The sequence below is a fragment of the Pseudoalteromonas sp. 2CM41L genome (genome assembly GCF_023161905.1).
GTDB lineage: Bacteria > Pseudomonadota > Gammaproteobacteria > Enterobacterales > Alteromonadaceae > Pseudoalteromonas > Pseudoalteromonas atlantica.
On the sequence record NZ_JALNTN010000004.1, the window covers coordinates 184,104 to 208,376 of the forward strand.

21 protein-coding genes are annotated in these 24,273 nt (G+C 41.6%); 11 read left to right on the forward strand and 10 right to left on the reverse strand.

The features are described 5' to 3' along the window. Window positions 1-35: 35 nt before the first annotated feature. From MTF64_RS07645 to prmB, 4 genes are all read right to left on the reverse strand, one after another. On the reverse strand, window positions 36-683 hold the full coding sequence (locus MTF64_RS07645; RefSeq protein ID WP_248451048.1) for a glutathione S-transferase family protein: 648 nt from the start codon (window positions 681-683) through the stop codon (window positions 36-38). A 119-nt stretch (window positions 684-802) separates the two neighbouring features. Beyond that, window positions 803-1,180, reverse strand: coding sequence for a DUF4112 domain-containing protein (locus MTF64_RS07650; protein ID WP_248451049.1), 378 nt, complete (start codon window positions 1,178-1,180; stop codon window positions 803-805). 119 nt (window positions 1,181-1,299) lie between these two features. Then, window positions 1,300-2,397, reverse strand: a complete 1,098-nt coding sequence (gene aroC / locus MTF64_RS07655; RefSeq protein WP_024031890.1) for a chorismate synthase — start codon at window positions 2,395-2,397, stop codon at window positions 1,300-1,302. 58 nt (window positions 2,398-2,455) lie between these two features. Beyond that, window positions 2,456-3,391: a 50S ribosomal protein L3 N(5)-glutamine methyltransferase gene (gene prmB, locus MTF64_RS07660; RefSeq protein WP_004587294.1), complete on the reverse strand. Its 936-nt coding sequence runs from the start codon at window positions 3,389-3,391 to the stop codon at window positions 2,456-2,458. 151 nt (window positions 3,392-3,542) lie between these two features. Here prmB and smrB point away from each other — a divergent pair, with 151 nt between their 5' ends. Together smrB and MTF64_RS07670 are read left to right on the forward strand one after the other, a co-directional pair. Next, the gene (smrB, locus tag MTF64_RS07665) at window positions 3,543-4,100 is read left to right on the forward strand and encodes an endonuclease SmrB (RefSeq protein ID WP_121637189.1); all 558 of its coding nucleotides are present in this window, start codon (window positions 3,543-3,545) and stop codon (window positions 4,098-4,100) included. Window positions 4,101-4,115: 15 nt separating this feature from the next. Continuing rightward, the gene (locus MTF64_RS07670; protein WP_248451050.1) at window positions 4,116-5,048 is read left to right on the forward strand and encodes an AEC family transporter; all 933 of its coding nucleotides are present in this window, start codon (window positions 4,116-4,118) and stop codon (window positions 5,046-5,048) included. 6 nt (window positions 5,049-5,054) lie between these two features. Here the strand turns inward: MTF64_RS07670 and MTF64_RS07675 are convergent, their stop codons facing one another. Both MTF64_RS07675 and sixA read right to left on the reverse strand, forming a co-directional pair. Continuing rightward, window positions 5,055-5,405, reverse strand: a complete 351-nt coding sequence (locus tag MTF64_RS07675) for a RidA family protein (RefSeq protein ID WP_004587297.1) — start codon at window positions 5,403-5,405, stop codon at window positions 5,055-5,057. A gap of 15 nt (window positions 5,406-5,420) precedes the next feature. Next, window positions 5,421-5,891, reverse strand: a complete 471-nt coding sequence (gene sixA, locus MTF64_RS07680; RefSeq protein WP_248451051.1) for a phosphohistidine phosphatase SixA — start codon at window positions 5,889-5,891, stop codon at window positions 5,421-5,423. Window positions 5,892-6,074: 183 nt separating this feature from the next. Between sixA and MTF64_RS07685 the strand changes: the two genes are divergently transcribed. Together MTF64_RS07685 and MTF64_RS07690 are read left to right on the forward strand one after the other, a co-directional pair. After that, window positions 6,075-8,798 (forward strand): insulinase family protein, encoded by a 2,724-nt coding sequence (locus MTF64_RS07685; protein WP_248451052.1) that lies wholly within the window; start codon window positions 6,075-6,077, stop codon window positions 8,796-8,798. 55 nt (window positions 8,799-8,853) lie between these two features. Further along, window positions 8,854-11,112 (forward strand): EAL domain-containing protein, encoded by a 2,259-nt coding sequence (locus tag MTF64_RS07690; RefSeq protein WP_024031884.1) that lies wholly within the window; start codon window positions 8,854-8,856, stop codon window positions 11,110-11,112. 406 nt (window positions 11,113-11,518) lie between these two features. Here MTF64_RS07690 and yeiP read toward each other — a convergent pair whose 3' ends face one another. Then, on the reverse strand, window positions 11,519-12,091 hold the full coding sequence (yeiP, locus tag MTF64_RS07700) for an elongation factor P-like protein YeiP (RefSeq protein WP_004587302.1): 573 nt from the start codon (window positions 12,089-12,091) through the stop codon (window positions 11,519-11,521). A gap of 194 nt (window positions 12,092-12,285) precedes the next feature. On the opposite strand from yeiP, the gene MTF64_RS07705 reads away from it, so the two are divergent. Beyond that, window positions 12,286-12,672 carry an MmcQ/YjbR family DNA-binding protein gene (locus MTF64_RS07705; protein ID WP_004587303.1) on the forward strand — a complete coding sequence of 129 codons (387 nt, stop codon included), beginning with the start codon at window positions 12,286-12,288 and terminating at the stop codon, window positions 12,670-12,672. Window positions 12,673-12,709: 37 nt separating this feature from the next. On the opposite strand, the gene MTF64_RS07710 is transcribed toward MTF64_RS07705, so the two are convergent. From MTF64_RS07710 to fadI, 3 genes are all read right to left on the reverse strand, one after another. Continuing rightward, on the reverse strand, window positions 12,710-13,219 hold the full coding sequence (locus MTF64_RS07710; RefSeq protein ID WP_096042035.1) for a GNAT family N-acetyltransferase: 510 nt from the start codon (window positions 13,217-13,219) through the stop codon (window positions 12,710-12,712). Between the two features lie 288 nt (window positions 13,220-13,507). Then, complete coding sequence (gene fadJ / locus MTF64_RS07715) at window positions 13,508-15,730, reverse strand: fatty acid oxidation complex subunit alpha FadJ (protein WP_248451054.1); 2,223 nt, start codon at window positions 15,728-15,730, stop codon at window positions 13,508-13,510. Next, window positions 15,730-17,040: an acetyl-CoA C-acyltransferase FadI gene (gene fadI / locus MTF64_RS07720; RefSeq protein WP_024031879.1), complete on the reverse strand. Its 1,311-nt coding sequence runs from the start codon at window positions 17,038-17,040 to the stop codon at window positions 15,730-15,732. The genes fadJ and fadI overlap by 1 nt, the downstream gene beginning before the upstream one ends. Window positions 17,041-17,369: 329 nt before the next feature. Between fadI and MTF64_RS07725 the strand changes: the two genes are divergently transcribed. The 6 genes from MTF64_RS07725 to MTF64_RS07750 are packed head-to-tail and all read left to right on the forward strand — an operon-like array spanning window position 17,370 to window position 24,249. Continuing rightward, complete coding sequence (locus MTF64_RS07725) at window positions 17,370-18,326, forward strand: MoxR family ATPase (RefSeq protein ID WP_096042037.1); 957 nt, start codon at window positions 17,370-17,372, stop codon at window positions 18,324-18,326. 3 nt (window positions 18,327-18,329) lie between these two features. Further along, complete coding sequence (locus MTF64_RS07730) at window positions 18,330-19,274, forward strand: DUF58 domain-containing protein (RefSeq protein ID WP_248451055.1); 945 nt, start codon at window positions 18,330-18,332, stop codon at window positions 19,272-19,274. 2 nt (window positions 19,275-19,276) lie between these two features. Next, a complete protein-coding gene (locus MTF64_RS07735) occupies window positions 19,277-19,711 on the forward strand; it encodes a DUF4381 domain-containing protein (protein ID WP_029773479.1) in 435 nt (144 codons plus the stop codon). Then, complete coding sequence (locus MTF64_RS07740; protein WP_029773478.1) at window positions 19,704-20,690, forward strand: VWA domain-containing protein; 987 nt, start codon at window positions 19,704-19,706, stop codon at window positions 20,688-20,690. The genes MTF64_RS07735 and MTF64_RS07740 overlap by 8 nt, the downstream gene beginning before the upstream one ends. Further along, entirely contained in the window at window positions 20,690-22,591 is a 1,902-nt protein-coding gene (locus MTF64_RS07745; RefSeq protein WP_248451056.1) for a VWA domain-containing protein, read from the forward strand. The genes MTF64_RS07740 and MTF64_RS07745 overlap by 1 nt, the downstream gene beginning before the upstream one ends. Then, window positions 22,585-24,249: a BatD family protein gene (locus MTF64_RS07750; RefSeq protein WP_248451057.1), complete on the forward strand. Its 1,665-nt coding sequence runs from the start codon at window positions 22,585-22,587 to the stop codon at window positions 24,247-24,249. The genes MTF64_RS07745 and MTF64_RS07750 overlap by 7 nt, the downstream gene beginning before the upstream one ends. Window positions 24,250-24,273: the final 24 nt, after the last annotated feature.

The window sequence follows — 24,273 nt, forward strand, 5'->3', positions numbered from 1 at the left end:
GGGCTTTTACCTTTAAAGTAAAAGTGATGAGCGAGTTATACCTCTACTCCCGCCTCATCGCACTGCACTATATCGGTTTCTGTAAGTGCTTGGGTTATCCACTTTTGCAAAACAGGGCAACGCATCACAAAATCACAATACTGCTGCGCCGCTGGGGATAAGGTAATCTGATACGTTTTTAAACGAAGTACAACGGGGGCGTACATCGCATCGGCAATACTAAAGTCGCCAAAAAACCATTCATTAGGAAACATATCTTGCTGCTGGGAAAATATCTCATCAATACGTTGAATATCTTTTAGTGCAGCACTTGAAAGCGTTACTTTACGTGTGGATCTTATATTCATCGGCATTTCGTTTCTCAGTGCCATAAAGCCTGCATGCATTTCAGCGCTTAATGCGCGCGCTGTAGCTCGCTGAGTAATATATTTAGGCCACCCTGCTCCCGATAAATGGGCATCGTTAATATATTCACAAATTGCGAGCGAGTCCCACACTTGCAAATCACCATCAATTAACGCCGGCACTTTTTGAACGTGGAAGTGTTGTATTAGTTCGTCGTAAAAGTCACTGGTGTCGAGCACAAGCTGAGTTTCGTCAAACGGGACATCAAATTTACTCATTAAATACCATGCGCGTAATGACCAGCTAGAATAGTTTTTATTACCGATAAATAATTGCATTTTGTATATACCAAAGTGAATAGGCTTCCCTACCTTACTAGGTGATTAAACAACCAACAACACTTTGTTTTTTATTCTTAAAGCTAAATTTAAAGCCTCTAAAATAAACAGTATTACTATCAATTAGCTAACTGCGTATTTAAATGTTTTTTTAATAAACGGGTATTGCGGGTGTTGGCTTTAAAAAAAGCATCAAATATATCGCCAAAAAATGGAACTAAGCCGCCTACAAAATCAATCAACATATTAATGATCATCTTCGTTTTTATGCGTTTACTTACGCCCAAACGCTGCGCCTCTACCAGTACATAGCTTGATAAAATAAGCCCTGCGGCATCACCTATAACGGGTATTAAACCAATCACAGCCTCTAGGCCAATATTAAATTTAGTAAAAGGAATGCCAATGCTGCTGTCTGTAAGCTTACTAAAGCGCTCTAGCCTTGCTATAGCAGCTTGAGTTTCAAGGTGTGTGTTATCGTGCTTATTATCGTTCATGATTACTCTCCTCCTTAAAACAGTATATAGCGCAAACTTGAACAACCCCTGAAAGGCTTAAAAGCAAATTACAGGCGCAAAAAAACGCGGTACTCCGCGCTTTTTTAAAATATTAACGGTTAAACAGAGCCGTTAATTGGCCCATGTTCGTGGTTAACATGTGGGTTTTGACCGCGTTGACGCAGTAAATGGTCCATTAAGGTAATAGCCATCATTGCCTCAGCAATAGGGATTGCACGAATACCAACGCACGGGTCATGACGACCTTTGGTGATCATCTCTACGGCTTCGTTTTCAGTATTAATGCTTTTACCTGGAATAGTGATACTTGATGTAGGCTTAAGCGCAATAGAGGCAATAATATCTTGCCCTGTAGAAATACCAGCAAGTACGCCACCCGCGTGGTTTGAGGTAAAGCCTTCTGGGGTTAATTCATCACGATGCTCTGAGCCTTTTTGCTCTACCACATCAAAGCCATCGCCAATTTCTACACCTTTAACGGCATTAATGCTCATTAGTGAATGCGCAATCTCAGCATCTAGCCTATCAAATACAGGCTCGCCTAATCCTACCGGTACGTTGCTAGCCACTACTTTTACTTTAGCGCCCACTGAGTCACCTTGCTTTTTAAGGTCTCGCATGTACTCATCAAGCGCTTCTAGCTTACTTGCATCAGGGAAAAAGAATAAGTTGTTTTCAACTTCATCCCAGTCGTAGCTTTCGGCTTTTATTGGCCCAAGTTGGCTTAAACATGCTTTTACTTCAATACCATGAAACTGCTTTAGGTATTTTTTAGCAATTGCGCCTGCCGCTACACGAATTGCGGTTTCACGCGCAGAAGAGCGACCACCGCCGCGATAATCGCGCAGGCCGTATTTGTGCCAGTAAGTGTAATCGCCATGACCTGGGCGAAACACATCTTTAATTTTACCGTAGTCTTTTGAGCGCTGATCGGTATTTTCGATAAGTAAACCAATGCTTGTGCCTGTGGTTTTACCTTCAAAAACGCCTGAAAGAATTTTTATTTGATCGTCTTCACGGCGCTGCGTTGTATAGCGGCTTTGCCCAGGTTTACGACGGTCTAAATCAATTTGTAAGTCAGCCTCTGTGATCTCAAGGCCTGCGGGAGTACCATCTACAACACCGCCTAGGGCAACGCCGTGGCTCTCACCAAAGGTGGACACTTTAAACAACTGCCCTATGCTATTACCTGCCATTAACTTTCCTCATTCCTAATGACTACAAAAGTTGCCGAGCATACGCTCGGCCTAAAATTTATTTTGCAAAATACGTATCAAGCTGCGCTTTGCTTATTACAAATACACCTAAGCCGCCTTGCTCAAACTCAACCCACTCAAATGGTGCACCCGGATACAAAGCATCCATATGTACCATAGAGTTACCAACTTCTACAAATAACAAACCGTTATCAGTTAGATGATTGCTAGCATGCTCTAAAATAGTACGGGTAACGTCTAAGCCATCATGCCCAGATGCTAAACCAAGCTCAGGCTCATGATGAAATTCTCGTGGTAAATCAGCCATGTCCTCAGCATCAACATACGGAGGATTAGCTACTATTAGGTCATACTTTTGCCCTGGTACACCACTAAATACATCTGACTGAATAGGCAGTACACGGTCACTTAGCATATAGTCGTTTATATTTATATCTGCTACTTCAAGCGCTTCATACGAAATATCAACCGCATCTACTTGCGCCGTTTCAAACGCCTGAGCAAGCGCAATAGCAATACAAGCAGAGCCTGTGCATAAATCTAAAATACGGTTAACGCTTTGCGGCTGCTCAAGCCACGGTGAAAACTTATTAGCAATAAGTTCAGCAAATGGCGAGCGCGGAATAAGCACACGCTCATCAACATAAAATGGCATGCCCGCAAACCAAGCAATGTTTGTTAAATAAGGAACCGGCGTGCAGTCGTTTATACGCTCTGCGATTAACCCTGCTAGGCGGTTTTTTTCTGTGCTTGTTAACCGCGCATGCATTAACTCTTTGGGGGCATCAATAGGTAAACTTAGTGCGGGAAGTAATAAGCTAACTGCTTCATCCCACGCGTTATCTGTGCCATGTCCAAAAAATATTCCACTACTTGCAAATTGGCTTGTAGTCCAGCGTAACCAGTCATGTAACGTTGACAGTTCTGCAACAGCTTCATCAAGTGTTGCTTCTTCTATTTGTAAATCACTCATATTTTTTACCTGTTTTAGCTAACTGACTGTTTTGAGTCTTTGCGACGATTGCATTGCCTAACTGTGCTGAGCAAATTACAATTGCCCCTCACCTTTATATTGTACCGCCTTTTGCGCTGCGTTTTTACGTTTTTTTGTTTAGGTAAAATTTATGAAAAAAGACATCTCATCACAATCGTCCCTAAGCAATGACGACATTGACCTTTTTCGCCAAACAATTACAGGCGCTAAGGTGTTTAAACAAGATACCCATAGGTTTGATACAAAACCTAAGGTGTCACAAGCGAAGCAATTTGCCCAGCAAAAAAAGCAGGTTGAGTCTGAATTTTTCTTCTCTGACGAATATATTCCCGATATAGACACAAATAGCACCATTAATTACGTGCAAAATGGCCACGACTCTTTTTTAGCAAAACAGTTGCGACGCGGCGACTATGCGCCCGATTTAACACTCGACCTGCACGGGCTTAATAAAGAACGTGCAAAAGATGAACTTGCGGGACTTATTCACGAGTGCAAAAAACAGCATTATTACTGCGCGTGCATAGTGCATGGCATTGGCGAGCGTGTTTTAAAACACAAAGTACCGCAGTATTTGGTACAGCACCCCGATGTAATTGCCATGCATCAAGCACCGCTAGAATACGGCGGACGCGGTGCCGTGCTGATTTTAATTGATTTACCACAAAGCGATGAGTTTAGACGCTAATTAAAGGAAGAATACGTGCAAATTTTTTCGATTCTTTTTCCCTTAATTTTTATTGTCGCACTGGGCTACACCTGTTGTTATTTTAAGTTTTTTAATCAGCAGCATATTGCCGGTTTAAGTAAATTTACTTTTTATGTGAGCTTACCCGCCTTCTTAATGCTCAATATGTCGCAAATAAATTTGCATCAAAGTATTAGCCTCGAAGCATTTTTAAGCTTTTATATTCCTGTATTAGCGGTATTTGCTTTGGGCATACTTATTGATAGGTACTATTTAACTAAACAAGCCAATGCTGGAAATTATCAACAGCATAGTGTTTTTGGTCTTGCCGGTAGTTATTCAAATATGGTGTTAGTGGGTATACCCATTGTTATTGCTTCACTTGGCAAAGACATGATTGCTATCGCCTTTATGATCATCACATTTCATAGCACGCTGCTTTTTGCGTTAACTTATTTAATAGGCGCGAAAGGAAACACAGCTGACTTCTCGTGGGCAAAATTTGCTAAAAACATGGTCCTTAACCCTATAGTGTTAAGTATTGGCTGTGGATTACTTTTAAATGTGTCGGGAATTACATTATTTGCGAATTTAGCCAATGCCTTAGAGCTACTCGCCAGCCCTGCTATTGCATGTGCTTTATTTGTGTTAGGCGCTAATTTGGTGTTTTATAAGGTGGCAGCAAATTGGCAGCCGGCCCTTATTTCTTCACTGTTAAAAATACTGATTTTGCCTGCTGCTGTATGTGTAGCAGCTACGTGGGTGTTTGTACTAGATACGCAAATTCGTAACGTACTGGTATTGCTGAGCGCCTCGCCTGTTGGCGTTAATGCGTATTTAATTGCAAGCCAATTAAATACGCATCAAGTTACGCTCGCCGGTGCAGTGGTGCTTTCAACGGTGCTTAGTGTTGTAAGCTTTTCGTTTTGGCTTGCAGTGCTTTTATAAAATCGCTTATTTAAGTGCGGCCACTACCGAAATTTCAACCAATAGCGCATCACGCGCCATTTTAGCTTCAACACAGGCGCGTGCTGGTGCATAACCTTCTGGCACCCACGCATCCCATACAGCATTCATATCGGCAAAATATTCCATGCTCTTAACGTAAATAGTTGCGCTTAGCATATGCTTTTTAGAACTCCCCGCCTGCTCAAGTAAGGCCTCTACTTTGTCGAGCATAGTTTGCGTTTGCTCTGTAATGTTTTGCTCTGCATCGCTGCATACTTGTCCGCATAAATAAACGGTTCCATTATGTTTAACTATACGGCTCATGCGCGCACCCGTTTCAAGGCGTTCTATACTCATTGTTATCTCTTTTCTCTATATGTTGGCAGGCGCGTTAATATTTACATATTCACTGCGCTGTGATGTTTCGTCATACTGAATTACAGCAACTGCTGCGGTGTTAAAAATAGGCATATTACCCGGGCTGAGCTGATCAACCATATAGCTCACAATAGGCATATGGGCGACCACTAACCAGGTATTACACTGAGGATGCATGGCAATAAGTGTTTCTAAATAATCAGCTGCTATTTGTGGCTTTCCCTCGGGGATTATGTCGCTACAGGTTTCACTAAATTTAAATACATTGTTTTTTTCAACTTCTTTAGCCGTTTGCTGCGCGCGCGAGTAAGGACTTACCAATAACGCATCAACAGAAAAGTGTTTGTGTAGCCATAAGCCCATTTTTTCTGCTTCTGCATGGCCTTTCGGTGTTAGGTTTCTTGCTGCGTCGTTAGCTTGCATCGGTGTCGCTTCGCCGTGGCGCATAATTAAGATTGTTTTCATAAAAAATCAACCGATTAATGAATATAAAACAGTAGCCAGTTTGCCCATTTGTCCGCTATATTAACTATTATTCCAAAGAATAATTCTCTCATGATATTCAGGTAAATCTTTTCGCTATTTTTTCGCTGTCCTGAAGCTATCATCTGTTGTTAACAAGTAAACGTCTAGTTTCAGGAGCATCATTTGAATATCAGCCGCAATGATAACAGAGCATACCGCGCCATTACACTCGACAATGGGCTAAAAGTATTATTAGTGCAAGATAAAGATTCAACTAAAGCCGCTGCTTCTATGGCGGTTAACGCTGGCCATTTTGATGACCCCCTTGACAGGCAAGGCCTTGCACACTTTTTAGAGCATATGCTTTTTTTAGGTACCGACCAATACCCTGATTCTGGAAGCTTTAATAATTTTGTGTCTCAATCTGGCGGAAACACCAACGCCTGGACCGGCACTGAGCACACGTGCTATTACTTTGATATTAATAATCAAGCCATTGAAAAAGCCCTTGCGCAATTTAGCCGTTTTTTTATTGCCCCATTATTAAACCCAGCGGAAACCGAAAAAGAACGTAATGCCATAGAGGCTGAGTTTAAATTAAAAATAAAAGATGATGGGCGTCGTATTTATCAGGCTCATAAAGAAACCGTAAACCCAGCCCACCCCTTTGCTAAATTTTCGGTGGGTAATTTACATACCCTCGCCGATAGAGAGCGCTGCATAAGTGACGAGTTAAGAGATTTTTTTAATAAGCACTATCAAGCGCAGTGGATGACACTGGTAATTTGTGCCAACGAACCGCTTGATACACTCGCGCGGTGGACACATCGCTATTTTAGTGGCATTAATGGCCATAAAGGTGCGCTCAAAGCCCCTATTGAGGAGCCATTATATCGCGCGCAAGATATTGGCAAAGTACTGCACATTGAACCACACAAGCACATGCAAAAACTCATTATTAGTTTTGCTATGCCAAATATCGATGACTTTTATCGCCACAAAACCGTCAGCTTTATAGCCCATTTACTCGGCTACGAAGGCGCAGGCTCGTTGTACTCAATTTTAAAAGAGCAAGGGTGGATTAACGCACTTTCTGCCGGCGGCGGTATAAATGGCAGTAACTTTAAAGATTTTAACATTAGCATGGCGCTTACCGATGAAGGCATTGAATACTTTGAAGACATAATAGAAATTGTGTTTGAGTATATTTGCCTAATCAACGATAACACCGACAAACTACCGCGCCTGTATCAAGATAAAAAAAACCTGTTACAAATTGCGTTTGATAACCAAGAAAAATCGCGCTTAATAGATTGGGTAAGTAACCTAAGCATTAATATGCAACACTACGACGAAGCTAACTATGTGCAAGGCGATTACTTAATGGAGGGCTTTAATAAAGCCACTCACGAAATGGCGATGCAATGGCTTACCCCGCATAATATGCGCTTAGTACTTATTCATCCAGGCGTAGAGGCAGAGCACACCACCGCGTGGTACAACACCCCTTACAAAGTTGAGCCAATTTCGCCGCATTGGCTGGAGTCGCTTGCGCATATAAATAAACCGCTGAGCACTATGCTGCTGCCCACAGCAAACCCCTATTTAACAAAAGAAGTGGTGTTATACAAAGTCGAAAAACCACAAACCAAGCCTTTACTATTAGTTAAAGAGCCAGGGTTTGACTTCTGGTTTAAACAAGACAACACCTTTAGAGTGGCCAAAGGTCATTTTTATTTAGCAATGGACTCGCACTTTGCAGTAAAAGATGTAAAGCACATGGCATTAACGCGCCTTTTTAGTGACTTATTTATGGACAGTGTTGGCGAGCAGTTTTACCCCGCAGAATTGGCAGGTTTAAGTTATCATTTAACCTCTCATCAAGGCGGGCTTACGTTGCACACCGCTGGGCTATCGACTAGTCAGCTAGAGTTGGTGGAGCAATTACTTGATGCGCTATTTAATGTTGATATTTGCGCACGCCGCTTTGCCGAATACAAAAAGCAACTGGTAAGGCACTGGCGTAACAGCAACCAAAATAAACCGGTGAGTGAATTATTTAGCGTGTTAGGTGCCAAAATAATGCCATGGAACCCACAACCCGACGAGTTAGCCACTGCACTTAAAAATACATGTTTTCAGCAATTTAACGAATTTAGAGCCGATTTTTTTAAAGCCTTACATGTTGAGTCGTTTTTACACGGTAATTGGCAACAAACAGACGCGAAAGTATTTCATAAAAAAGTGGCTGAGCATTTAAAAAATGCCACGGCTATTGAAGATTTAACACGCCCGCTGTACGAGATAGACCAAGTGACTCGCTGCGAACTTGAACTGCCATGCAGTGATAACGCTATGGTCATTTACTACCAAGCACAAAGTGCAGAAGTGGATGAAAAAGTTAAATTAATGGCACTTAATCATATAATTAACCAAGACTATTTTAACGAGCTGAGAACCACACAACAGCTAGGTTACTTAGTTGGCTCTGGTTATGCACCATTTAACACCCGCGCCGGTATTGCTTTTTATATTCAATCACCAAAATTTGAAGCTCAGACTCTACTGCACAGGCATAATCATTTTGTAAGCCAGTTTATTGCTAACCTAGACTCTCTGGATGAAACAACATGGCAGCAGCATAAACAAGGTTTGACAACTCATATTGCTGAAAAAGATAAAAACTTACGGTTACGCTCACAGCGCTTTTGGCTTGCAATAGGCAATAAAGATCATGACTTTCATATGCAAAAACGCCTGCTAGAGGCACTGCACGCCCTCAGCCTAGAAGAAATGAAAAGCTATGCCATAGCTACTTTTTCTAAAGATAGGCCAAGGTATGAGTTATTAAGTAGCGCAAAAGTAAATAAATCGCAAAAAATGCCGCTTTGCTCGCAATCTCTTTGACTCTGCAAGTGGCATGATTTAAATTATCATTTGTTAATTAGTAGTAATAAAACAAATGATAAAAATAACAACAATAAAATGTGGTTTTTACTGGTTGCTGCTAAGCCTAGCACCCGCAGCGGTTGCCTTTGAACACGCCTTTAATATAAATACCAACACCGTTTTAATTATTGCCAGTGCCCTACTTGCGCTGGCTTTGCCATACCTATTATTTGTAATTTATAAATTAAAGCGCTCTCGGTTACAGCACAGCCTCTCGGAAAAACGCTTAAAAAGCACGGTTGAAGGCAGTGGCGATACGCTTTGGGATTGGAATATAAAAACTGGCGAAGTTATTCGTATTAACGATAAATACATGATGGATTCAACAACGTTAATGGGTTTTCCGCCAAATAAAAGCTTGATCCACCCACACGATATTGCCTCAGTAGAGCATTTATTAAAAAAACACTTTGCTCAAAAGTCTGCTTTTTTTGAAGCCACTTACCGTATTAAAGACACCTTTGGCCACTGGCACTGGGTATTAGACCGCGGAAAAATAATAGAAAAAGATGCCAACTTAGCGCCACTGAGAATGACCGGCACAGTGCGCGATATTTCAGTGTTAAAATCAACACAAGAGCGCCTCAATTTATTTGCTAAGTGTGTAGAATCACTCACTGATGCACTTGCTATATATGATAAAAACTTTAACTTAGTTGATATTAATCCCAGCTTTTTAACGCTTTTTGGTGGCGTTAGAGAGCAATATCTCAAAAAGCCTTTTAACTTACCTGGTTACGATAAAAGCTACACAGAAAACATTAAAAATATAGTGCGAGAGCGGGAGCGAATTCAACAAGAGGTAAAACTGCGCAATAGTGAGCGAGTGTTACTGCCAATAGAGATTTCTATTGATGAGATAAAAAACGATCAACACCAAATAACAAACTATGTAGTGGTTTATTCAGATTTAACCGAACGTAAAAATGCACAATCGCAACTGCATAATTTATCAAATAGAGACCGTACGACCAGTTTACCTAACAGAAATTTATTTTTTACCGACCTACAAAAGCTAGTAAAACAAAATACCCACCATGCCCTTTTGGTATTTGATTTAGATAACTTTAAAAAGATTAATGATTCATTAGGCCACCAGCTAGGCGACAGCCTGTTAGCAAAACTGGCTATGCGATTAAATAAATTAACCCGTGAGAATGATGTTTTTTACCGCCTAGGGGGTGATGAATTTGCCTTAGTTATGGCAGATACTAATGATATTCATGTTATAACTCGCATGGCAAAGCAATTTTTAGCTGCAATTGCGACCCCATTTAAAATGGCAGGCCACGAGCTCGCTATTACCTCAAGCGTAGGCATAGTGTTATTCCCTGAAGATGGCAGTACCCCAGAGCTGCTGTTAAAAAACGCAGATACCGCCATGTATCATGCTAAAAAGAAAGGTAATAGTTACCTGTTTTTTAACGACACCATGAACCGCCAAGCGGTTAAACGCTTACAAATAGAAAACCTAATGCGCTTTGGTCTAAAAGAAAACCATTTTGAAGTGTATTACCAACCAAAAATGAATATTCGCACAGGTAAACTTACCGGAATGGAAGCATTAGTGCGCTTTATAACCCCTAAAAAAGGCGTTATTAGCCCCGGTGTATTTATTCCTATTGCAGAGGAAACCGGGCAAATAATAGAAATTGGTGAAGTGGTTTTAAACAAAGCGTGTCGCGATGTAAAACAATGGCTAGACGATGGGCTATTTAGCGGCCGCGTTGCAGTTAACTTATCGGCTAAGCAGTTTAGCTTGCCAGATTTAACGACCCGTATTGACGTGATATTGCAAAAAAACGAGCTACCTTCTTACTTTTTAGAGCTGGAAATTACCGAAGGCACGGTAATGGACGACCCACAAGAAGCCATTGCAATTATGCGCTCGCTAAGTGCCCGTGGTATTCATTTAGCCATGGACGATTTTGGTACAGGTTATTCATCTTTAGCGTACTTAAAACAATTTCCGCTGAATACCTTAAAAGTAGACAAAGCATTTATTGATGACATGAAAACCGAACGTGGCCGCAACATGGTTGACTCTATCGTGACGATTGCGCAAAACCTCGATTTACATGTGGTTGCTGAAGGTGTGGAGCAAGCAAGCCAAATTGACATACTCAAAACGCTAAATTGTGAAACCGTACAAGGTTACTTCTATTCAAAACCGCTTTCAAAAGATGAGTTTACGGCCTTTTTGAAACAGCAACAAAGCAACTCTACGCCAAGCCTTATTAGTGCTAATAAACATTTAGCGCAAATAAGGTAATGTTACGGGCGCCATATACACGCACCAGCTCCTACGTTGCGTATAAAAGCACGCCTGTAATGCAAACCAAATAAGCACCATGCGCCAGGGCCTATTAGCGCCCCTAATAAAATCCACCGTTTAATTGGCATACCTTTTATAAGCGCTTGAACATAAATGGCCAAAGCACATAGAGCATTAATAAAAACGAAAAGCAAACATCACCCCAACTGAGCTCAAAAGCAAAGCCGCGCATTTTAACGGCAAATAACACACTTTTAAAGCAGCAGGCTTAATAAGCCAATGACTCGCCATTTTAGCTATCAGTGCATATAAATTAAGTATTGATGCAGATTACTATTACCTAGTTGAAAAATTTAGCCATAAAAAAAGCCGGCATAGCGCCAGCTTTTTTGTATAGCTTGGGTTACTTTTCAGCGCGACCCATAAATTTGTGCTCAACCGTATTAATACGGATACGGTCGCCCGTAGATATATGCTCAGGCACCGAAATGGTTAAGCCCGTGCTCAGGCGTGCAGGCTTAGAGCGTGCACTGGCAGAAGCGCCTTTGATTGAAGGGTCTGTTTCTTCAACAACCAGCTCTACGCTTGATGGCAAATCTAAACCTACAGGCGAGCCATCAATCACAATAACGTGTACGCCTTGCGTTTCTTCGTTAACGAATTGAATTTCTTCTGCAATCGCCTCTTTGTTTAAGTTATACGGCGTGTAGTCTTCATTATCCATAAACACGTATTCATCGCCATCAATGTAAGAAAGCATTGCTTCGCGGCGAGTTAAATCTGCTAGGGTTAGCATGTCGCTGTCTTTGAAGGTTTCGTCTACTTTTGCACCTGTTACTACATCGTATAAACGCATACGGTACAAACTTCCGCCTGCACGACCTTGCGGTACTGAACGTACAATATCTTTAACTACCAACACGCGATTATTAAACTCAATCGCGGTTCCTTTTTTAACTTCACTCGCCTTTGGCATGGGGGTTTTCCTATTATTTTTTTGATTGCCAGAAACATACCACGAACTGGGTATTGTTCAACTAAAAATACGTTAATTTGGGGCTGCATTTGATATAGACTTGCAAATTTTTAATTTAAAACTAAATACCTATAATCAAAAGCGAAAAAAACTGCTATGGTATCTCTACCGAGTATGACTTCAAGGATTGGATCATGGACCAAAACACAGTACATGAGTATTTAGTAAAGAAGCCCTTGGTGCAAGTGACAAAACCATTTGCTCAAGAGGTTGATGTTTATAAAGTAAATCATAAAATGTTTGCCACCCTTGCCTTAGGTAATGATGGAGACGTAAATGATGATGGAGATCCTATTTGGTGGCTTAATTTAAAGTGCGATCCCGATGAAGCACTTAAATTGCGTGATATTTTTCCTGCGGTGATCCCTGGCTATCATATGAACAAGCGGCTTTGGAATACGGTGATATTAGATGGCTCTATTCCACAAGGCGAAATTGAAAGAATGATCGATAATTCGTTCAAATTAGTTGTTGAGAATATGCCAGAAAAAGACCGTAAAGCAATTGAAGCACATCTATAGAAACCACCATCACGGGCTAGCTTGCTAGCCCTATTTGCTACAATTTTAATGTGTATATCAAATCATCATAACGTGTATTATTAATAGTGTGCGCTTGCGTATTAATGCCAGTTAACGTTAATCCACACTTTTGTAATACCTTTTCAGACCCTATATTCCCCTTTGTAACCACGGCTTTAAACTGTGTAATACCGCAGTGTTGCCATGCCCACTCAATCACAGCACGCAATGACTCACTGGCAAAGCCTTGATTAAAATACGCGGGTAAAAACAAATAGCCTAGCTCAGCTTGCTCAAGTTCGTATGTAAACCCCGTTACACCCATGGGCTCATTTGAATGCTTATCAAATACCACAAGGCAAAGTGGATGAGTAGAAGTGCTATCCCAACTTTTTAAACGTTGTTCAAACCGGCTGCGTACAAACGCTTCGCTGGGCATATCGTAGCAATAACGGATCACGGTAGGATTTTGATGTAACTGCAAAAATAATGGCCAATCACTGCTTTGAAGTGGGCGCATTGCCAATCGTGCTGTAAACAACTGCATGATGGTTTACCTCTTATCTACTTAGCTGCAAATTAAGCTAACATACTTTATAGCAAGCCACTTAATTATAAGTCTTATTTGAGGGTAAAAACCTGTCGATAACTAAATAAAAACTGGCAATTTAGGTTTTATAAATGCACGTTTTTAACACAGGTAGCGACACGTTTAGCCCCGCAGAATGATTAAGTATTATTGCGGGTTGGTATTATTGCGTCCTAGTATTCTATATTTACAAATAGCAGATATAAAAAAACCGCATATAATGCGGTTTTTTTTAATCAAGCTGTTTTACGAGTCTTGCTTTGGTGAGTCAACGCTCTCTTCTTGAGGTTGCTCATCAGCAGGCTCTGCTTCTATTGCTTGTTCAGCAACAGGTGCTGGGCTTGGCTCATCTACAGCAGGCTGCGCTTGATAAAACTTAGCGCCTGATTCAGCCATACTTACTAACGTGTCGCATGGGGCAAAATTTGCATTGCTATTAGCTAATGTAGACATTTCAGAGCTAACCTTGCTGGCGCCCAATTTATCCATATAGCTAAACGGTCCACCTAAAAACGGTGGGAAGCCAATACCAAATATAGCGCCAATGTCGCCATCACGTGGGCTGGCAATAATGCCATCGTCTAAACAACGCACGGCTTCGTTAAGCATTTGTGATACACAGCGCTTAGCAATTTCGCTTTTATTTAAACGCGGTGCAGGGGTTACACCTAATAGCTCATACACTGACTCGTCAACTTTTTTGCTCTTTTTATCGTACTCATAAAAACCACGACCCGTTTTACGGCCTAGGCGTTTTGAATCAATCATACGAGAAAATGCATCTGGCGCTTTAAAACGCTCGCCTAATTCTTTTTCAAGAATTGGGGCTATTTTAGAGCCTATATCAATCCCTACTTCATCAAGTAAAGCAAGCGGCCCAACTGGGAAACCAAACTCTACAAGGGCTGCATCAATTTTTTCAATTGGCTCACCGGCAAGCATTAAATTAGCTGCTTCATTTACATAAGGCGCTAAAATACGGTTTACGTAAAAGCCTGCCATGTCTTTTACCACAATGGGCGTTTTACCTTGCTTACGTGCAAAGTTAACTACGCGCGCTATAGTCTCTTGTGAAGTCCCTTCGTGCGGAATAATCTCCACTAATGGCATTTTTTCAACTGGCGAGAAGTAATGCAGGCCTATCACGTTTTCAGGGCGCTGTGCCTGTGCTGCAATTTGTGAAATAGGCAGTGATGACGTGTTACTTGCAAAAATAGTATTGCTTTGGCATTGCTGCTCTATATCGGCAACCATACCTTGCTTTAAGGCTAAATCTTCAAAAACAGCTTCTACTACTAAATCAATGTGTTTAAAGCCACTGTAGTCGGTAGTACCGGTAATACGGTTCATTGTTAACTGCATATCAGCTTTAGACATAATGCGGCGTTTAAGGCGCTTATCTAAAATTTTGTAGGTGTAGTTCATAGCATTACTAATGCCCTGCTCTGCTACATCTTTAATACGTACAGGTACTTTGGCTTTTACTGCGCTTACATGCGCAATACCAGCACCCATTAGGCCGCCACCTAAAACAGCTGTTTTACTGATTGCTGGCGCATCGTCGTTGCGCCACTCTTTTTTCATTTCAGTGGTTGCAAAGAAAATACCGCGAAGCGCTTTAGATTCATCACTCATTACAAGTGTTGCAAAGCTTTCAGCTTCTGTTTTGTATGCTTTTAATTTATCAAGCTCTACACTTGCACGCACAGCTTTAATAATCGCAAGCGGTGCAGGATAATGTCCGCCGGTTTTTTTAAGGACGTTTTCTTTGGCTTTTTTAAAGATAAAGTTGCGGCCAAACGGGTTTGACTCTAATAATTTGCTTACTTTATCAAGCTTTGGCTCTTTATCTGCTGGCTTTTTCTTAGCGGCAAATTCTTTAGCGACTTTTAGTAATACGCTCTGTGGTACTACATCATCTAATACGCCTGCTTTTTTAGCTTGCTTAGGGCGAATCTGCTTGCCTGTTAGCATCCATTCAAGTGCTTTTTGAATGCCTACAATTTTAGTTAAACGCTGCGTACCACCGCCACCTGGTAATAAACCAAGTTGTACTTCAGGCAGGCCTACTTTAGTCATATCGCTATCTGTGCCTACGCGGTAATCACACGCTAAAGCAAACTCTAAACCACCACCAAGCGCAGCACCATGTATTGCACTTACTGTTGTATAAGGTAGTTTTGTCATATCAAAAAAGGCTTGATGACAAAGTTCACTAATTGCTAACGCATCTTCACGCTTTTGCACGCTATCAAGCATTTTTACATCAGCGCCCGCGATAAAGTTATCGCTTTTACCACTTATAAATACCATCCCCTTTACTGACTCTTGCTTAGCCGCTTCAAGTAAAGCTTTTAAGTCATCAGCGAATGAGTCGCGCAGGGTGTTCATTTTCTCACCCGGCACATCAATGGTTACTACGGCAATTTTGTTTTCATCTACCGTTAAATTAAATACTGAATCTGTCATTACGCGCTCTCCAATACAAAGGCTGCACCTAAACCACCAGCAGCACACGCTGTTGTTAATGCTAAACCGCCACCACGACGTTTAAGCTCGTGTAAGCTTTGCGTAATTAAACGAGCACCGGTTGCTGCAAATGGGTGACCATATGCCAGTGAGCCGCCATTAACGTTAAACTTATCCATGTTAATTTCGCCAATTGCTTTGCTACGACCAAGTTGCTCTTGCGCAAACTTATCTGATGCAAACATTTTCATATTGGCAAGTGTTTGCGATGCAAAGGCTTCGTGCATTTCAATTAAATCTAAATCAGCAAGTGTAATTCCTGCTCTATCAAGTGCGATAGGCGTTGAATGCGCTGGGCCCATTAGCATGTCTTTTTCTACACCAATTGCCGAAAACGCAAAGCTACGTACATAACCTAAAATTTCGTAGCCTAGTGCTTTTGCCTTGCTTTCGCTCATCATCAGAACGGCAGCTGCACCATCGGTTAATGGTGTTGCATTTGCAGCAGTAACCGAGCCATGTTGGCGGTCAAATACCGGCTTAAGCTTAGCGTAGCCTTCAACTGTAGAATTTTTACGAATGTTATTATCTTCTTCAATAAAGCTTTTATATGGCGGTAAGTGCGCCGTCATTACTTCATCTTTTAACTTGCCATCGGCCCATGCTTGGGTTGCAAGTGAATGCGAGCGATGCGCTAGTGCATCTTGATCTTCACGGCTTATATTATGTGTTTTAGCCATTTGCTCAGCAGTTTGCCCCATTGAAAGGCCTGTTGAGTACTCAGCAACCGCAGGCGGTACTGGTAATAAATCTTTTAAACGCAGTTTTGAGAATATTTGTAAACGCTGGCCTAAGGTACGTGCTTTGTTTAAATCAACTAAGCTACCTGCCAATTTTTTACTTACGCCAATAGGTAATACTGAAGATGAGTCGGCGCCACCGGCAATACCTACATTTACAGAGCCTGCCATAATAGACTCAGCTACATTAGCAATGGCCTGAAAGCTGGTAGCACACGCGCGCGATACTGAATACGCGTCTACGCCTACTGGCATACCCGTACCTAAAACAATTTCACGTGCAATATTTGGCGCTTCTGGCATTTGAACTACTTGACCAAATACAAGTTGATCGATTTCTGACTTGTCGAAATTTAATCGTTCAAGCATTTCGTTAACCACCAACTTACCCATATCAAGGGCTGGTACATGGTGAAACGCTGTTGCTTGTTTTGCAAAAGGAGTACGTAAGCCGCTAACGATGGCAATACGGTCGCCTTTTGGTGTTTTTAGTATGTTTTGCTCAGACATTTATGCTCTCCCGCTGACAGGTCTGACCTGTTTGTTTTCCTCGATTCTAAACAACCCGTGTGCTAAAGCCAATAGATAAACACAAATTTATACAAAAGCACTAAAGGTAGATATATACATAGTGCTTAATATTGACTACCACAATAGGCTTTTTTACGCGTTTTTACAAAGTTTTGTGGTACGCTAAAAACCGTTAAAAAATAACGAACTATTTTTAAAAATACAGTCTAACTCTTGAGTTACTCACTTATAAACCTTATAACTAGGTCAGTATTAATCACCTAAAATAAATTAGGTACAAATCCAGCTGACGAGGAAGTCTATTTATTATGGCAGCTAACGCATTCAAACAATTAAAAACGTACTTAGATACACAAATTATTGGCCAGCCAGAGCTTACTCAAGCACTCCTTATTGCCATTTTAGCTGATGGCCATCTATTAGTAGAAGGCCCGCCAGGGCTTGCAAAAACCCGTGCTGTTAACGCCCTTGCTAAAGGTATTGAAGGCTCGTTCCAGCGCGTACAGTTTACGCCCGACTTATTACCTGCCGATGTAACTGGCACCGATATTTACCGCCAACAAACCAGCGAGTTTGTGTTTGAGAAAGGCCCTTTATTTCATAACCTTATTTTAGCCGATGAAATAAACCGTGCCCCAGCAAAAGTACAATCAGCACTACTAGAAGCCATGGCAGAGCGCCAAGTAACGGTAGGCAAAAACACCTACCCGCTAAGCGATTTATTTATGGTAATGGCTACCCAAAACCCGCTGGAGCAAGAAGGGACTTACCCGCTGCCAGAGGCACAATTAGACCGCTTTTTATTACATTTAAGCATTGATTACCCAGGTGCAGAGCACGAGCTAGATATACTCCGATTAACCCGTGGTGAAGCACTTAATGAACAACAAGCGGTTATGCAACAAATTACCCAAAGCGATTTATTTGCCGCTCGCCAAGCTATTTTAGGCTTGTATTTAGCCGAGCCGCTTGAGCAATATTTAGTACAGCTTATTATTGCCACTCGTGAAGGAGCTAAGTTTGATGAGCAACTTGGCCGTTGGATTGAGTTTGGCGCAAGCCCGCGTGCTACCATTGCACTTGATAAATGTGCCCGTGCCCATGCTTGGTTAAACGGCCGCGATTTTGTAGCACCCGATGACATTCAAGCCGTTGTACATAATGTATTGCGCCATCGTATTATTTTAAGCTACGAAGCACAGGCTGATGGCATTACTAAAGATCAGGTTATAAGCCGTATTGTTGAACTTGTAGCCGTACCCTAAGTTATGCAAACACAATTAGACTCAAAGGCGTGGCTAAAAGAAAGCCACAGCCACGGTGTAAATTTAGCGCTAAAAGAGCTGCTGTATTACAAAGCTAAAGCACAGTTATTAGAGCTGGCACCAAAAGTTAAAATTAAAAACAGTTTAACTGGGCAATACCTTGCGCCCCATAAAGGCCGAGGCATGGAGTTTGCCGAAGTGCGTCATTACCAGCAAGGTGATGACATTCGCTCTATTGACTGGCGAGTAACAGCGCGTACCGGCGAAACCCATACAAAGCTTTTTCAAGAAGAAAAAGAGCGCCCAGTTTTTGTATTTACTGATTTTTCAAACTCTATGCTATTTGGCTCAAAGCTGCTGCTTAAGTCGGTACAGGCTGCGCACATTAGCGCGCTAGTTGCGTGGTCGGCGTGTCAACGCGGAGATAGAATTGGCGGTATTGTGTTTAATGAACACTCGCATTTAGAACTAAAGCCCAGCGCCCGCGAAAAAGCGGTATTAAAGCTGTGTCATAATCTATGCGACAGCCACCAGCAAGCACTTAACAATATAGATAAACAAGTAACCAATAACTTTAGCGATAATTTAAAACGCCTTAACCACTTAGCTAAACCTGGCAGCTTAGTGTATTTAGTCTCTGACTTTAATGCCTTAGATGATGCAAGCTTTAAACAATTAGAAATATTAAGCCGCCACTGTGAGCTGATAGGCTGTCATATAAGTGATCCGTTTGAACATACGCTCCCCGCGTTTAAAAACGCTGTCACTGTTAATGCCAACGGCCAAGATTTTGCGCTACCGCTTATGGATAAAAGCTTTAGAGAACGCTTTGCAAAAAACGCCGAGCAAGCATTTAGCACACGTCTAAATCGCTTAACTAAATCGGGTCTTAACTTAATATCATTCAATGCAGCCAGCCCGCTTGAGCTGCAATTAGTGAGAAAATAACCATGCAAACCAATCCACTCGATGGCCTGCACGATATAATAGCGCCAAGCCAAGTTAGTTGGTGGCCACTCGCCCCTGCTTGGTGGGTTATTATTACCCTGTTGTTTATAGCACTGTGTGCAGCTGCTTTTTGGTTTTACAAAAATTATAAATTTAAAAAGCCTAAGCGCTACGCAATCGATTTAAGCCACAACGAGCAAAGCGCGCAAACACTTCATATTATTTTAAAGCGCCTAGTAATAGAGTATTACGATAAACGCCTAGCAACGCAATCAACAGCTAACTGGTGTAACACACTTAATACCTTAACCGGTTTAAGCTTTACCGAGCATGAGCTTTTAAGCCTGTATAATGCGCAGCAAACCAATGACGCGCTTAACGAAAAATTACGCCAAGGCATAAAGCAATTTAAACTAAAGGAGCCAGTACATGTTTGAATTTAGCTGGCCATGGTTGTTTTTATTACTACCTCTGCCCTTATTACTTTTATTATTAAAACCTGCTGCCAGTAACGCACATACCCGGTTACGTATTCCAAGCTTTGCCAAACATAACTTAGCCAGCCAAAGCCTTGAAAAAAGCGCACGTAGACTAACTATTTTTGAATGGCTACTTTGGCTATTACTGGTCACTGCTGCAGCCAACCCGACATGGTTAGACGACCCCATTTCATTACCTAATGAAGGGCGCGATATAATGCTTGCGGTCGATTTATCTGGCTCAATGACCGAACAAGACATGGCTTACAACGGCCAATATGTTGACCGCCTCACTATGGTAAAGGCGGTATTGAGTGACTTTATAGAGCAGCGCCAAGGTGACAGGTTAGGCCTGATATTATTTGGCGACACCGCATTTTTACAAACGCCACTGACTCGCGATGTCAAAACCGTAAGTAAAATGCTCAGCGAGTCTCAAATAGGCTTAGTTGGGCGTGCCACTGCTATTGGCGATGCGCTAGGTTTATCGGTAAAGCGTTTTGCCAACAAAGATAAAAGTAACCGTATTGTGGTGCTATTAACCGATGGCCAAAACACCGCAGGTAATTTAAAACCTGAAGATGCCCTACTCCTTGCCCGCGAGGAAGGCATAAAAGTATATACCATAGGTGTTGGCTCAGATAACCCCCGTGGATTTAGCCTATTTAATATGGGTGGTATGAGTGGGGGCAGCTTAGATGAAAGCTTGTTAAAAGACATTGCCGAACAAACCGGTGGGTTATATTTTAGAGCCAAAGATGTAGCTGGCCTTCAGCAAATTTACGCAGAGCTTGATAAATTAGAGCCAATTAGCGCAGATGAGCAAACATTTCGCCCGCAAAGCTCATTGTTTTACTACCCACTACTTATTGCTATTTTACTCATTAGTTTAAAAGTAATGTTAAGCACCTTACGTGCATTAAAGGAGCCTAACTAATGGACTTTACATTTATTCGTCCCGCTGTTTTGTGGCTTTTAATACCTGCACTTGCGTTGTTTTTTATAGCCTTTATTAAGCATAAAAAACAAAGCGCAGATAACCTAATTGCCCCTCATTTGGCGCCGTTTATTATGAACGAGTCAAACACTAAAGCCAGCCAACCACTTTGGCTGGTCGCTGTATTTTGCTGTTTAGCTATTATTTTTAGTGCAGGCCCTAGCTTTGAAGAAAAACAGGTTCCTGTATTTCAAAGTAAAAGTGCCCGTGTGATTGTAATGGATATGTCGTACTCAATGTACAGTACCGATATAGCACCAAATCGTTTAATGCAATCACGCTTTAAAGCACTCGATATGATTGAGCTATTTAAAGAAGGCGACACCGCTTTAGTTGCTTATGCCGGCAGTGCATTTACTATTTCGCCACTTACAAATGATGCCACTACGCTTACTAATTTAATTCCGAGTTTAAGCCCCGACATTATGCCCGACAAAGGCTCTAATGTTTTAGCTGGCCTTGATATGGCAAAAGAGCTTTTAACGCAAGCAGGCTATATTGATGGCGATATAATATTAGTCACCGATGGCATAGACCAAGAAGAGCAAAGCGATATTACTAGCTTTACCAGTAATTCTTCTTATCGGCTAAATATTTATGGCGTAGGCACAGAGCAAGGCGCTCCTATTAAATTACCTGAAGGCGGTTTTTTAAAAGACAGCTACGGTCAAATAGTTATTCCCACCATTAACATAAGCCGCTTAAAAAGCCTAGCGACGCGCAGTGGAGGAAAGTTTGCCCTTTACCAACCAAGCAGCAGTGACATAGCCACTTTTGCACCAAGTGCCAACAGTGAGTTATTAAAAGATGAAAAACAAAGCCATGCCCTGTGGCGCATAGACGCAGGTATATATGGGTTACTTATTTTACTGCCCTTAGGCCTTTATTTATTTAGAAGTGCAGCATTTATAGGTGCCTTTTTAGTACTCAGCGTTTTGCCAACCCAACAGGCAAGTGCATTAGAGCTCCCCTCTTTTTTAAAAAACACTGATCAGCAAGCGCTAGATGCTTATAAAAATAAAGATTTTGAACGGGCCGCCAATGCCGACTCAAGCAGCTTAAAAGGGTCTGCATTGTATCAACAAGGTAATTTTGATGCCGCACTAGAAGCCTTTAGTAAAGATAAATCAGCCACTGGTTTTTATAACTATGCCAACGCGCTTGCCAAATCAGGACAGCTAGAACAAGCCATAGATGCTTACAAACAAGCACAAACGCTACAACCTAACTTTAGCGAAGCCGCTGATAACCAAGCTTTGGTTGAGCAGTTGCTCGAGCAACAGCAGCAACAGCAAGAGGGTGATTCGCAAGATAATCAGCAACAATCTGATCAAAGTGAGCAACAAAACAATCAGCAATCAGATCAAAACCAACAAGGTGAAAATAGCGATTCTCAATCAGAGCAAAGTCAAGGCGAGCAATCACAAGAGCAGCAAGGTGAGCCCGGTGATGAGTCTGACACTGAGCAAGACCAACAAAGTGCTGAGTCGGGTTCACAATCAGATAAACAAAATGAGCCAAAACTACAAACTCAGCCGCAAACTAACCAAGAGCAAAAACAGCCTGAGCAAACAAACGAAGAACAGGCTGAAAATACTCAGCCGCAAACAGCGCAGCAGCAAACGTTAACAGATGAGCAAAAGCAAAACGCTCAACAACAAGCCGCGCAAGCACAAACGCGTGAGCTCACCAACGAAGAGAAAGAAAAAGCCCAGCAGCTTAACCAGTTATTAAGAAAAGTACCGGACGATCCGGCAATTTTATTACGGAATAAAATGCAATTAGAAGCCCAAAAAAGACAATATCAACGTCGCCCTACAGGAGTAGAAAAATCATGGTAATGCGATTATTTTGCTGTTTATTGCTATTAAGTGCGATGCCATCATGGGCCGCCACCAAATTAGAGGCAAGTGTAGATAAAAACCCAGTCCTTGCTGGCGAATTTTTTATGCTTAACATTTCAGTTGACGACACAATAAAAAGCGAGCAACCCGACACCTCGGTGTTACTTAAAGACTTTGTAGTTGGGCCAACAAGTTTAAGTACACGCACCAACATTATAAATGGCAGCATTAACAAGCAAACAACCTGGTCTGTTAAGTTAATGACCCGTAATGAAGGTGAATACACCATTCCGGCTTTTAACGTCGCCGGTTTAAGCTCGCAGCCAATAAAATTAAAAGTGGCAAAGCGCGCTGCCGATGCTGATAAAAATAACGATATTTTTTTAAAAACATCGCTCTCAAGTGACTCGTTGTTTGTTCAAGAAGCTGGCGTATATACGATTAAACTCTACCTAGCAAAAGAGCTGCTTGATGGCAGCCTAAGTACGCCCAGTATGCAAGATGCACAGCTTACTCAATTAGGTAAACAAACCGAAAGCTATGAGCTTGTAGATGGTAAACGTTATTTAGTGATCACCCGAGAATACTTACTACAACCGCAAAAAAGTGGTGTATACACCATTGTTGGTCCTACGTTTCAAGGCCGTGTACAGCAAAATTACCGCCAATTAGAGGTGTCGGCTTTAGGGGATGATCAGCAACTTGAGATAAAACCTATACCAGCAAACTATAAAGGCGCATGGCTACCCAGTGAGTTAGTTAATATTGATGAGCAGTGGCAGCCTGATGAAAATACAGTGGAAGTTGGCACGCCTATTACACGCACTATTACCTTAACCGCATTAGGGGTTACTAAAGAGCAACTACCCGAAATTGATATGAAAACCATTACGGGAATTCGCAGTTACCCCGATGATGTAGAAACAAACAATGCCGTAAGAAACGGACGGGTTGTATCTCAGCAAACAGCGTCATTTGCGTTATTACCACAAAAAGCGGGCACCTACACCCTCCCAGAAATAACACTGCCTTGGTATAACACCAAAATAAACCGCATTAGTTACGCTACATTGCCTGAGCGCACTATAACGGTAACTCCTAGCGCCAATGCTATAAACCCAGGTGCTATTGCAAACGACAACCTTAATACAGGTGAGCCAACTTTGCCTGCTAATAAAATAAGTGATACACAGCAGCCCAATACAGCAATAGCCGCGCCGCAAAGTGTTATTCCGCTTTGGTTAATTATTGTTGCTGTGCTTGGGTATATTTTTTGGATAATCACTGCAATTTTTTATTGGTTAAGCCGTTCTACTAATAATGAGCCAAAAAATAACAGTGTATCTGTAAATAAAGCCCCACCGCTTTCATTAAACGCGCTCAAAAATGCAGCTAAATCAAATAATCTCAATGCATTTTATAGCGAACTAAATGCGGTAGCGATTAAGCTTATGGGCAAAAAAGTGGCTGCGATAGATACGTTAATACACAACATCAATAATGATGAACTGGCGACGCAGGTTAACCGTTTACAGTCAGCTCTTTATGCAAATAGCAGTGCAGATGTCGATCTTAATGCTATTATTAACATAATTGAGCAGCACCAAGTTCAACGTACAAAGTCGCAACAAGCTGTATTAAAAGACCTTTATTAACTAGTTTGATAAATTTAGGTCTTT